This window comes from Vibrio sp. RE86, assembly GCF_013114545.1.
In the GTDB taxonomy this organism is placed as follows: domain Bacteria; phylum Pseudomonadota; class Gammaproteobacteria; order Enterobacterales; family Vibrionaceae; genus Vibrio.
In genome coordinates, this window is record NZ_VTXI01000024.1 from 11,566 (window position 1) to 23,842 (window position 12,277).

At 47.6% G+C, this 12,277-nt stretch carries 8 protein-coding genes; 2 read left to right on the plus strand and 6 right to left on the minus strand.

Annotated features, from left to right (window positions below; all coding sequences use genetic code 11):
* Positions 1 to 55: 55 nt before the first annotated feature.
* From accC to F0231_RS18135, 6 genes are all read right to left on the minus strand, one after another.
* Positions 56 to 1,399: an acetyl-CoA carboxylase biotin carboxylase subunit gene (gene accC, locus F0231_RS18110; protein ID WP_171761099.1), complete on the minus strand. Its 1,344-nt coding sequence runs from the start codon at positions 1,397 to 1,399 to the stop codon at positions 56 to 58.
* A 15-nt stretch (positions 1,400 to 1,414) separates the two neighbouring features.
* Positions 1,415 to 1,876, minus strand: coding sequence for an acetyl-CoA carboxylase biotin carboxyl carrier protein (gene accB, locus F0231_RS18115; protein WP_171761100.1), 462 nt, complete (start codon positions 1,874 to 1,876; stop codon positions 1,415 to 1,417).
* Positions 1,877 to 1,936: 60 nt separating this feature from the next.
* Positions 1,937 to 2,386: a type II 3-dehydroquinate dehydratase gene (gene aroQ, locus F0231_RS18120; RefSeq protein ID WP_171761101.1), complete on the minus strand. Its 450-nt coding sequence runs from the start codon at positions 2,384 to 2,386 to the stop codon at positions 1,937 to 1,939.
* A gap of 303 nt (positions 2,387 to 2,689) precedes the next feature.
* Positions 2,690 to 4,639, minus strand: coding sequence for an acetate--CoA ligase (gene acs / locus F0231_RS18125; RefSeq protein ID WP_171761102.1), 1,950 nt, complete (start codon positions 4,637 to 4,639; stop codon positions 2,690 to 2,692).
* 198 nt (positions 4,640 to 4,837) lie between these two features.
* A complete protein-coding gene (locus F0231_RS18130; RefSeq protein WP_171761103.1) occupies positions 4,838 to 5,470 on the minus strand; it encodes a 3'-5' exonuclease in 633 nt (210 codons plus the stop codon).
* 9 nt (positions 5,471 to 5,479) lie between these two features.
* Positions 5,480 to 7,306: a DUF294 nucleotidyltransferase-like domain-containing protein gene (locus tag F0231_RS18135; RefSeq protein WP_171761104.1), complete on the minus strand. Its 1,827-nt coding sequence runs from the start codon at positions 7,304 to 7,306 to the stop codon at positions 5,480 to 5,482.
* Between the two features lie 197 nt (positions 7,307 to 7,503).
* On the opposite strand from F0231_RS18135, the gene F0231_RS18140 reads away from it, so the two are divergent.
* Positions 7,504 to 8,688 (plus strand): 3-phenylpropionate MFS transporter, encoded by a 1,185-nt coding sequence (locus tag F0231_RS18140; protein WP_171761147.1) that lies wholly within the window; start codon positions 7,504 to 7,506, stop codon positions 8,686 to 8,688.
* 94 nt (positions 8,689 to 8,782) lie between these two features.
* Complete coding sequence (locus tag F0231_RS18145) at positions 8,783 to 12,211, plus strand: hybrid sensor histidine kinase/response regulator (protein ID WP_171761105.1); 3,429 nt, start codon at positions 8,783 to 8,785, stop codon at positions 12,209 to 12,211.
* Positions 12,212 to 12,277 lie beyond the last annotated feature (66 nt).

The following is a 12,277-nucleotide window of genomic DNA, read 5'->3' on the forward strand; positions in this document are numbered from 1 at the left end:
TAAAAAATGCCCACCGAAGTGAGCATTTTGAATCAATTTGAGTGCAATCGTAAAATTATTGCAGACCCAGTTTCTTCTCTAGGTAGTGGATATTTGCTCCACCGTGCTGGAAGTTTTCATCGTTCATAATCGACTCTTGAAGAGATACGTTCACTTTGATGCCTTCAACAATCATTTCACCTAGAGCATTCTTCATACGAGCAATCGCTACGTCACGGTTCTCACCGAATGTGATCAGCTTACCGATCATTGAATCGTAGTGAGGTGGTACTGTGTAGCCCGTGTAGATGTGAGATTCCCAACGTACGCCCATGCCGCCTGGTGCGTGGAAACGTTCGATCTTACCTGGTGAAGGTAGGAAGCGCTCAGGATCTTCCGCGTTGATACGACACTCAATCGCATGGCCGCGGATCTTGATGTCATCTTGCGTGAACGACAGTGGCTGACCTGCTGCAACACGAAGCTGCTCTTTGATTAGGTCAACGCCAGTTACCATCTCTGTTACTGGGTGTTCTACCTGAATACGCGTATTCATTTCGATGAAGTAGAATTCGCCGTTTTCGTATAGGAACTCAAACGTACCTGCGCCGCGGTAACCGATCTCTAGACATGCACGTGTACAACGTTCACCGATGTACTTACGCATCTCTTCAGTGATACCTGGTGCTGGAGCTTCTTCTACAACTTTTTGGTGACGACGCTGCATTGAACAGTCACGCTCACCTAAGTGAATAGCGCCGCCTTGGCCGTCAGCAATAACTTGAACTTCAACGTGACGAGGGTTTTCAAGGAATTTTTCCATGTAAACCATGTCGTTGTTGAATGCTGCTTTCGCTTCTGCACGTGTCATAGCGATAGCTTCAACGAGCTCACCTTCGCTACGTACAACACGCATACCACGACCGCCGCCACCACCAGATGCTTTGATGATTACAGGGTAGCCAATGCGCTTAGCGTGTGCTTTGTTTGCTTGAGCGTCATCGTCAAGAGGACCGTCAGAACCAGGTACACATGGTACGCCTGCTTTCTTCATCGCCGTGATCGCAGAAACTTTGTCACCCATCATGCGGATAGTGTCTGCTTTAGGGCCAACAAAGATGAAACCGCTGCGCTCAACTTGCTCAGCAAAATCTGCATTTTCAGATAGGAAGCCGTAGCCTGGGTGGATAGCCACTGCACCTGTTACTTCCGCCGCTGAAATAATGCGAGGGATGTTTAGGTAGCTGTCGATACCACGAGCAGGACCGATACAGATAGCTTCGTCTGCAAGCAGTACGTGTTTTAGGTCACGGTCAGCTGTTGAGTGAACAGCAACTGTTTTGATGCCCAATTCTTTACATGCGCGAAGGATACGAAGTGCGATTTCACCTCGGTTCGCGATGACTAATTTATCTAGCATAAGAGAGAGCCTCTATTATTCGATAACAACAAGTGGCTGGTCGAATTCAACTGGTTGGCCGTCTTCAACTAGGATAGCTGTTACAACACCAGACTTGTCAGCTTCGATTTGGTTCATCATCTTCATTGCTTCAACGATACATAGAGTGTCGCCAGCGTTAACGCTTTGACCAACCTCTACGAATGATTTCGCGTCTGGGCTTGGAGAACGGTAGAAAGTACCTACCATTGGAGAAAGAACTTGGTGACCCGCAGGTGCTGCTGGTGCCGCCGCTTCAGCTGCTGCAGGAGCAGGTGCCGCCGCTGCTGCAGGTGCCGCTACAGGAGCAGGTGCTGCTGCGTATTGAACTGGTGCTACAGGAGCCGCAGTACCGTTACGGCTGATGCGTACCGACTCTTCACCTTCAGAGATTTCTAGCTCAGCAATGCCAGACTCTTCTACTAACTCGATAAGCTTCTTGATTTTACGGATATCCATCTTTTCTTTCTCTTTTATCTTGTGAATAAGACAGCTCCTAATGAGCTGCAGAGTGTTTGACTACTTTGCCTGCAGTTTTTTGATCGCTGCAGACAGAGCGAATTCGTAGCCTTGTGCACCTAAACCACAAATGACGCCCTCAGCCTTATCCGAAAGATAAGAGTGGTGACGGAAGGGTTCACGAGCGTGCACATTGGACAAATGTACTTCGATAAATGGGATTGCAACGCCAAGTAGGGCATCTCTTAGTGCCACACTAGTATGCGTAAATGCTGCCGGGTTGATGATAATGAAATCGACATTGCCGAACGCAGCATGGATCGCTTCAATCAATTCATATTCACGATTGGATTGCAGGTGTTGTAGCTCAATTCCCGCTTCGTTTGCTTGTTGGGTCAATGTCTCGACAATCTGCGGTAAGGTGGACGAACCGTAATGCGCGGGTTCGCGAAGACCTAACAGGTTTAGATTTGGACCATTTAGAACAAGAATGCGTGATTTTGCTGTCATTATGCTGCCATCTTCCTACTTCATGATATGAACTGGAATTATCCCATAATATTCTTGATTCAGAGCGAATGTTTTACAAAAAACAGGCTGAATCTTTAAGATTGCTCCAGATTATAGCTAATTCAGCGCAAATCGCAGCAATTTACTGGTCTAATCTCCCAGTTTGAAACGGAAAATTTGTTACACAGCTAACATTTTTTGACCAATTGAGAGTAGCTAAAGGTAGGTACTTTGGACGGTAAATAGAAAAAGCCGCCACATTGTGACGGCTTTACAGCGTTTAAAACGGGGTGTAATGATTGATTAAGCTAACTCTGCTTTTTCAGCAATCAGCTTATCAACGACGCTTGGATCAGCCAGTGTTGAAGTATCACCTAAGTTGCTGGTATCGCCCGTTGCGATCTTACGCAGGATACGGCGCATGATCTTACCTGAACGAGTTTTTGGTAGAGAGTCCGTCCAGTGCAGAACATCTGGTGTTGCGATTGGGCCAATCTCTTTTCGTACCCAGTTCTTCACTTCAGCATGAAGTTCAGCGCTTGGGAATTCGCCATCATTCAGCGTAATGTACGCGTAAATCGCTTGGCCTTTGATATCATGAGGGATGCCAACAATCGCCGCTTCGGCAATCTTATCGTGTGCAACCAGTGCCGATTCAATTTCAGCAGTACCCATACGGTGGCCAGATACGTTTAGTACGTCATCAACACGGCCGGTGATCCAGTAGTAACCATCTTCATCACGACGAGCACCATCACTAGTGAAGTACATACCTTTAAACGTCGAGAAATAAGTCTGCTCAAAGCGCTCATGGTCACCATAAACAGTACGCATTTGACCTGGCCAAGAGTCTAGGATAACAAGGTTACCGTCAGTCGCGCCTTCAATGATATTACCCATGTTATCAACTAGGGCTGGCTGAACACCGAAGAATGGGCGGGTCGCTGAGCCTGGTTTAAGATCTGTTGCGCCTGGAAGTGGAGCAATCAAGATACCGCCAGTTTCCGTTTGCCACCATGTATCAACAATTGGTGAGTTCTCATTACCGATGGTTTTGTAGTACCACTCCCAAGCTTCTGGGTTAATTGGTTCACCTACCGAGCCCATGATGCGTAGGCTGCTACGAGAGGTATTTTCTACAGCTTCATTACCTTTTGCCATTAATGCACGAATAGCCGTTGGAGCAGTGTAGAGGATATTGACTTGGTGCTTATCCACTACTTGGCTCATGCGGTTGGTGCTTGGGTAGTTAGGTACACCTTCAAATAGAATCGTCTTCGCACCATTAGCAAGAGGGCCATAGATTAGGTAAGTGTGGCCAGTAATCCAGCCCACATCGGCGGTACACCAGAAGGTTTCACCAGGTTGGTAATCGAATACGTATTTGAACGTCATAGCAGCGTAGACTAAGTAACCACCTGTGGTGTGTAGTACGCCTTTTGGCTTACCAGTAGAGCCAGAAGTGTAAAGGATGAAGAGTGGATCTTCAGCGTTCATCTCTTCTGGTGGGCAGTCTGAAGAAACGTTAGCAGTTGCTTCATGCCACCACACATCACGATGCTCATGCCAATCAATATCACCGCCAGTACGTTTCATGACGATGACTTTTTCGATGGTCTTCACTTCAGGGTTAGTCAATGCTTCATCAACGTTTTTCTTCAGCGGAACTGCACGGCCACCACGTACACCTTCGTCAGCAGTAATCACGACTTTAGCGTCTGAATCGATGATTCGGCCTGAAAGTGCTTCCGGTGAGAAGCCACCGAATACAACAGTATGTACCGCACCAATGCGGGTACAAGCCAGCATAGCTACAGCGGCTTCGGTGACCATAGGCATATAAAGGCAAACCACATCGCCTTTGCGAACGCCTTGTTCTTTTAGAGCATTCGAAAACTCACACACTTCTTTGTGCAGTTCTTTAAATGTCAGTGTTGCGTCGTCATTGGGATCGTCACCTTCCCAAATAATCGCAACTTCGTCACCACGTTCGGCAAGGTGGCGGTCAATACAGTTTGCTGACACGTTGAGCGTACCGTCTTCAAACCAACGGATATCAACGTGACCAGTATCGAAAGAGGTGTTCTTAACTTGAGTGAAAGGTTTCATCCAGTCGACAATCTTGCCGTGTTCACTCCAAAAGCCGATAGGATCAGTCACAGACTGCTGGTACATGGCTTGGTAAGTATCGTTATCCGCGTGTGTGTTCTTTTTGATGTTCTCTTTTACCGGATAAATATGGGCTTCACTCATTGCTTATCTCCTTGTGCTCCATCCGACATGAATTGAGCAAGTGTCCGTTTAAAACAACTAACGTTGTACAAAATCCCTGTACCTGTAACTTTCAATCACGGGCGTTGATTCGACAATTAGACTTTAGGATGAGAGAGGGGAATCTGCTTAAATATTAGGGCGATATGTTTGAAATTGAGAGTTAGATCTAAGCTTGGTCTAACGGTTGTAGGGCAGATTTAGACTAGGAAGATCACCTTTTGTCAGTCGAACAAAGACCAGTGCGGCTGAAATGGCGTCTTGGAGTGCATCGTGCTTGTTCTGCATTGGCAGGTCAAGGTGCTTACAAATCGCATCTAAACTTAGGTCGAAATACGCATTCGGCAGGTGCCTTTCCAACTTGTCATGATAGATTTGGCTGACCTCGATTAAGGGGTTCGGTAACGGAAAGCCGAGCTGTTTGCGGCAGGCAAGGTCGAGGATTTTTTTGTCATAGCGGATGTGATAGCCGACTAAAGGGCGATTGCCGATAAAGTCTAACAACTGGATGAGCGCTTGCTTTTCATCTATGCCATCCACTAAGTCTTGATGACGAATATGATGGATTTTGACTGATCCAGAATCCAGTGATTGCGGGGCTCTTAGTCTTACTTCAAAAGGCTTACTGGTGATAATGCGATTGTCGATAATTTTGGTTGCAGCAATAGTCACAAGCTCCGCTCGGTTAGGGTCTAAACTGGTGGTTTCGCAGTCTAGCGAAACATATTCACCTTTTGTCACCGTCGCAAACAGTGCCTGATAGGGCGATCCTTTGAGTTTGTAATGCCAATAGCGGCGTTGTATCCAGTTCATACCGCAGCCTTAGTCTCTTATCTGATAATGATAGCCCAAGAACTGCTTAAACTTTTTCACCACATGTAGGCTATGTCGGAGCAAGTCTCGTTCAGTGCGTTCGATTTGCTTTAAGTCGATGCGATTGTGACTGTGCTGATTCGAGAGCTGTTGATTGAGTCGCAGTTTAAACAAGAGCTTTAAAGCCTCACTGAGGTTATCGGCTGTTTCCGGTTCGAGTATCTTCTTCTGTCTCAATGCTTCAATTCGCTCGAAGGTGTTCTTCTCGTCAAGACCGTATTCCAACGCCAACGTGCGAATGCCATGCACAATAGGGAAGATCCCACCGCTTTTAACATCAACGCCTTCCTTGTCTTTTTTCACGTTGCCGAACAAAGTCAGTGGCAAGGAAAATTGCAAAGCGGGGCGCGAGAAATCTTGCAGTGCGAGCATATTATTGAGCATAGTTTGCTTGAGGTGAGCACGGATTGGCTCAAGTAATGCGGTATTTCCAGCGACTGCGTGTGCATCAGTAAAGATGGCGAGATCCATCACTTGTTCGGCGGAGTTTGGTTTAGACCATTGGCTAATCGTGCTCTTCCACTCACTCTGTGTCTTGACCCATTTGGGGTTATTCACCATCACATTGCCAGGACAAAGTGGATAGCCTAACTGTTGCAGCGTATGGGTCAGTTGCTCCATGACAGATTCACACTGATGCCAATGTAGTCCATCTTTGATGATAAGCGCGTTGTCTTGATCGGTTTTTAAGATCTGTTCTCCACGCCCTTCTGAGCCTAAAACGACCAGACAGCAGTGGTCGTGAAGGGCGGGAGGAACAATCAGTTCAAAGGCTTTCTCAATGATTTGTTCATTTACCGCGGAAATCAATTCCATGATAAAGCGAGTACGAATGCCATTGTTGAGCAAGCTCTCGACCAATTGACGCTGACGGTTGGAAGCCAGCGCCAACTCTTCGACACTGGAAGAGCGCGCAATACTCAGGGTCAAAACATGTGAATGCGTTGAGAAAGCACTGAGGATTTGTGTCATGTCGAGCATGCCAACAGCTTCTTTACCATCAGCAACCATGACTCGTTTAACCCGGTGACGGGTCATTTTGATCATGGCATTGAAAAGGAACTCACCATCCTCGACGTGGACCACAGGAAACGTCGCGATCTTGCCGACAGGGGTGTCTAGGGGGTGACCGTCGAGCATGACCGCATGGAGCATATTGGTTCGTGTGATGATGCCGTAGGGCAGTGAGTGTAAATCGTCAATTAACCGAATGTCATTGTCGTTTAATCGCACCAGTGCAGAGTCGATTCCTTTCTGTTTAAGTGTCTGTGTGACCTCATTTAAAGGCTGATCAGGTGAGAGCACCATAGGTGGATGATAAATCTGCTTGTCGACTTTGGTCAGAATGAATTCGGCTAGGTTTTGTTGCTGCTGCGCCGCTTCTATGAGTTCTTGGCGCCGCGCTAAGTTGTTATCAAAGTAAGCGGCAAACTGGCCATTCTCGTTGTATAACTCAAGGAAAACAGACTTCGGCAGCAAATAGCTCAAGGTGTCTTCAAGTGCGACGTAACGATGTTTGATCGTCTCTTCAAATAGAGCTCGCACATCAAACAGGTCATCGTTAGCGTAGTGAGCAAAGATTTCGCCATCGTTGTCTGAGCGCTCTTCTACCGCGCCTTTTATCAAAATATGCAGATGCTGACTCGCCGCTCCTGGGGTGAGTAAGGTCTCTTTGGCACGAAAGTAAGCCACATCGAGTGAGCTACGCAGTCGGTTTTGCTGCTGAGCATCTAAGCGATCAAAAGGGGGGGAATGCATGTTGAATTTATCTGGCATAGCGGCCTACCTAGACAACGTTTATCCATTCAGTGTGCGTTATTTTGATTTTTCTTCCAGACGACTTTGGTCGAAGGTGGCTGAACTGGTGTAGCGAAATTGCAATGCGGAAAGTTAAAGCGGAGATTCTTCCCTTTTTATTCTGCGTCAAGCAAACGATAATATCGCCGCTTACGTTATTGCATTCAGAGGTCATGATGCTCACCCCTTCTCCTTATAGCTGGATATCTCAGTACTTTGTCGGTTTCTTTTTTGCTTACGGTGTTTACCTACCTTTCTGGGCTTTGTGGTTTGAAGAGCAGGGTGTATCTGCAACCGACATTGGCGTGCTTGTGGGGATTGGTTTCGCGACGCGTTGCGTGGCGAACATGGTGCTGACGCCGCGCTTGCATAAAGTCGAACATTTGATGCCAGCGTTGCGATGGTTAAGTTTTGCCTCGCTGTTGTTTGTCGGTTTCCACTTTTTTACTGGCGGCAGCTTCTGGCTGATGGCACTCGCAACCGTGCTATTCAATCTTTGTTGTGGGCCTATTGTTCCGCTATCAGATGCGATGGCGAACTACTACGCGCGCTTGAAAATGCTCGACTATGGTCGCACACGACTTTGGGGTTCGATTGCTTTCATCGCAGGTTCAACTGTGGTTGGCTTTTTAGTGGCGAACTATGGCAGTGATATGATTCTGTACACGGCACTTGCTGGGGTACTGGTCTCTTTAATTCTGGGCATGCGTAATACCAACCCGATGCCTGTGACCATGCAAGAGGAAGATACTGAGCGTCCTAAGCTGTCAGAGTTATTGCGTGAAGCTCCAGTGGTTAAGTTCCTAGCGCTCGTGGCTTTAATTCAAGGCAGTCACGCCGCTTACTACAGTTTTAGTTCGATTTACTGGAAAGAAGCAGGGTATTCAGAAGATATCATCGGATACCTATGGAGCTTAGGTGTGGTTGCGGAAGTCGCTGTGTTTGCGTTGAGTAAACGCCTATTCTCGGGATGGACACTGCGCGCGATGTTTGTCGTTGCTGCGTTGGGCGTTGCTGCTCGTTGGGGGCTGACTGCATCAACAACGGCTCTGTTTGCACTCGTGATGATTCAACTGCTTCACGGTGTGACTTTTGCGATGGCTCATATCGCAGCGATTCAATATATTCAGCACTCAGAACAACGCAAAATGGTGGCACTACAAGCCCTCTACAACGCCATTCCACTTGGTGCTTTCATCGCGCTAATGACCACATTGAGTGGTTGGGGCTATGAAAACTATGGAGCGAATGTATTCTGGGCGATGGCTGCTATGGGTGTGATGGCGCTATTCATAAAAGTAGACCCTCAATCATCGGCTGTAACTGAAAGTGTCAAAGCGGAGCCTAAAGCACAGAATTAACCCTATCTGATTGAGTTCCTTACCTTGAGTTAGTTAAATGAAGCCTCTCCAATCGGAGAGGCTTTTTTGTTTTCGCTCAAGATAAGGATATCGGATGCAGAGCTGGTTAGTGATCACCGTTTCACTGATGTACCTCGGGTTGTTGTTTTTGATCGCATGGTATGGTGATAAACGTCAGTCTTGGTTGGCTAAATGGCGACCTTGGATTTACAGCTTGTCGATTGCTGTGTACTGCACCTCTTGGACTTTCTATGGCACCGTAGGTCAGGCCAGCAATAACCCTTGGGCATTCCTGCCTATCTATATTGCACCTATCCTTGTTTTTACTTTGGGTTGGCGTGTACTGGCTCGGCTGATCATCACAGCGAAGCGGGAACATATCACTTCAATCGCTGACTTTATTGCTGCGCGTTATGGTAAATCTCAAGGTCTTGCGGTGGTGGTGACCTTGATTGCCGTTGCTGGGATCTTGCCTTATATCGCTTTGCAACTGCGTGGCATTACGATGGGGTTGGAGATTATTTCCCCAGAGCTTCCGACCCAGTTTGAAGGCTCAATGTTTGATGTGTCATGGTTTGTGGTTGGGGCCTTGGCAATCTTTACCATGTTATTTGGTACGCGTCATATCGATAACACAGAGCACCATCGTGGCATGATGATGGCGATTGCTTTTGAGTCGATTGTTAAGCTGGTGGCGTTTCTCGCTGTAGGTTTCTTTATCCTCTTTTTAGCGATCAATCGCAGTGACGTAGAATTGTCTGAGATCGCAAGTCAAACCTATCAATCCCCCAACTTACCTACCTTATTAATCCATACGGTTCTGACCATGTTAGCGATAGTCTGCTTACCTCGTCAGTTCCATACCATGGTGGTGGAAAACGAGCGTGCACAAGACTTACATACTGCGCGTTGGTTGTTCCCTCTCTATCTCATACTGATGGGTGTATTCGTTCTGCCGATCGCATGGGTTGGACAAGGGTTGTTGACTGAGGCCAGTCCTGACACTTATGTGATCAGTCTACCAATGGCAGTCGGGGCACAAGATATTGCTTTGTTAGCGTTTCTAGGCGGCACCTCGGCGGCGAGTGGGATGGTGATTGTTTCGACGATAGCATTGGCCATCATGGTTTCCAACGATCTCGTCATGCCATTGCTTCTTCGAAGAATGCGTTTATCGCAGCGTAATCATCGTCATTTCTCCGGATTGTTGCTCGTTATTCGTCGTGGTTTGATTCTGTTACTCCTGCTTGGGGCATGGGGCTTCTATCAGGCGTTTGGAAGTATTCACTCACTCTCTGCCATTGGTTTTCTCTCGTTTGCGGCAATCACTCAATTTGCGCCTGCATTAATTGGCGGAATGTACTGGCGACAAGGGAATCGTAAAGGGGTCTATGTTGGCCTTGCAGTCGGATTCACTTTGTGGCTCATCACCTTAATGAGCCAAACGGATATGTTGGCTGGCAGCGCGGAAAGTAACTTGCTGCTGTGGCTAATTACACCGCCAGAGCTATTGCAGAGTTGGGAAGTAAAGAACTCTGATTGGGGTATCGTGCTCAGTGTTACGCTCAATACGCTCTGTTATGTCGTGGTCTCTCTATTTACTCGGGCAAGCCTAAGTGAACGCTTACAGTCGGCGTCGTTTGTGGGTACGCCGCTGCCTGAGAGTGAAAACATCAGTCTTTATCAAAGCAGAGTGACCGTGGGTGAGCTAGAGATGCTTGCCTCTCGCTTTGTTGGGCGACAGAGAGTGCGCAGTGCGTTTAGGCAGTATTGGGAGCAGCAAAGGGAGACGTTACTGCCCAATCAGCAAGCCCCTTCAACCTTGATTCGTCATACTGAGCGTGTGCTTGCTGGTGTGTTTGGCGCTTCGTCGGCGAAGTTAGTCCTTACTTCTGCGTTGCAAGGCAGAAACATGCAACTGGAAGAGGTGGCGACCATCGTTGATGAGGCCTCTGAGCTGTACGATTTCAGCCGTGGCCTTCTTCAAGGGGCAATTGAGCATATTGGTCAAGGGATCGCGGTGGTTGATAAGCAGTTGAGACTGGTGGCTTGGAACCAACGTTATCTAGAGCTGTTTACCTTTCCTACTGGGTTGATTCAGGTGGGCAGGCCGATTGCTGATGTCATCAGACACAACGCTGAGCAAGGTTTATGTGGCCCAGGTGACCCTGAAGAGCATGTGCGTCGCCGAGTATTCCACTTAGAGCAAGGCACTCGCCATACCTCTTCCCGCGTTCGCCCTGACGGCCGAGTGATTGAAGTGCAAGGTAACCCAATGCCAGGGGGCGGTTTCGTAATGAGCTTTACTGACATTACGGTGTTCCGAGATGCTGAGCAAGCGTTAAAAGACGCCAATGAATCCCTAGAAGAGCGTGTAAAAGAACGGACGCAAGAGCTCGAACAACTCAATAAAAAGTTGGTCAATGCGACCCAGCGCTCCGAACATGAATCGCAATCTAAATCACGATTCCTTGCCGCAGTAAGTCACGACTTGATGCAACCGCTGAATGCGGCACGCCTGTTTGCGTCTTCACTGTCAGAAGTGGCAAAAGACAGTGAAACCCAGCGTTTATCCCATCATATTGAAAGTGCCTTAGGAGCTGCGGAAGACTTGATTGGCGATCTGCTTGATATCTCGCGTTTGGAGTCAGGCAAGCTTGATGTCAATGTGCACGGGTTTGCGATCAACGATGTACTGGCAAACCTCAATGCTGAATTCAGTGCGCTGGCGAAACAGCAGGGGATTGAGTTCACTATGATTCCAAGTCAGCTACTAGTGCAATCTGACCCTAAGTTATTGCGTCGAGTGGTACAGAACTTCTTAACCAACGCATTCCGCTATAGTCCGAAAGGTAAAGTGGTTCTTGGCGTTAGACGTGTTGCAGGCCAAGCTCGCATTGATGTGTGGGATAACGGCATGGGCATTGATGAGGATAAACAACAAGAGATATTTGAAGAGTTTAATCGTGGCTCTCAAGTGCGATCTGATCAAGGCTTAGGTTTAGGGCTTGCCATTTCTAAGGGGATTGCTCATGTGTTAGGGCACCAGATCACGATGCGGTCTTGGCCGAGCAAAGGCAGCGTATTTTCCATTACTCTTGCTCGCAGTGAACAAGCGATTGCTCCAGTTAAAACGGTTCCCGTTGCAGCTGTGTCCGATCTTAGCCACCTTAAAGTGCTGTGCGTGGACAATGAAAACGATATCTTAGTCGGAATGGAGAACTTGCTTGGGCGTTGGGGCTGTGATGTACGTACAGCAGTTGATCTCGTTAATTCGTTGCAAGCCATTGAAGATACTTGGGTGCCCGATGTGATCCTCTCTGACTATCGCTTGGATAACGGTCGAACTGGATTGGAAGTGCTTCAACAATGTCGCTTGCGTTTGGGCGATAGCTTTATTGGCGTGATCATCAGTGCAGACCGAACGGATGACATGCTTGATGGAATAAAATCGAATGGCTTTAGCTTCATTCCCAAGCCAGTGAAACCTCTTAAATTGAGGGCAGTATTGAATCGAGTGTAGATAGGTATAGTAGAGAAGGTTTGCGATTGGCTCACCTTCTCACTGGATCTATTCCTAAGGTTAGCA

Coding starts and splice junctions, on each gene's coding strand:
- F0231_RS18145 (WP_171761105.1), top strand. CDS start 8,783: ATGCAGAGCTGGTTAGTGATCACCGTTTCACTGATGTACCTCGGGTTG.
- F0231_RS18135 (WP_171761104.1), bottom strand. CDS start 7,306: ATGCCAGATAAATTCAACATGCATTCCCCCCCTTTTGATCGCTTAGAT.
- aroQ (WP_171761101.1), bottom strand. CDS start 2,386: ATGACAGCAAAATCACGCATTCTTGTTCTAAATGGTCCAAATCTAAAC.
- accB (WP_171761100.1), bottom strand. CDS start 1,876: ATGGATATCCGTAAAATCAAGAAGCTTATCGAGTTAGTAGAAGAGTCT.
- accC (WP_171761099.1), bottom strand. CDS start 1,399: ATGCTAGATAAATTAGTCATCGCGAACCGAGGTGAAATCGCACTTCGT.
- F0231_RS18140 (WP_171761147.1), top strand. CDS start 7,504: ATGCTCACCCCTTCTCCTTATAGCTGGATATCTCAGTACTTTGTCGGT.
- F0231_RS18130 (WP_171761103.1), bottom strand. CDS start 5,470: ATGAACTGGATACAACGCCGCTATTGGCATTACAAACTCAAAGGATCG.
- acs (WP_171761102.1), bottom strand. CDS start 4,639: ATGAGTGAAGCCCATATTTATCCGGTAAAAGAGAACATCAAAAAGAAC.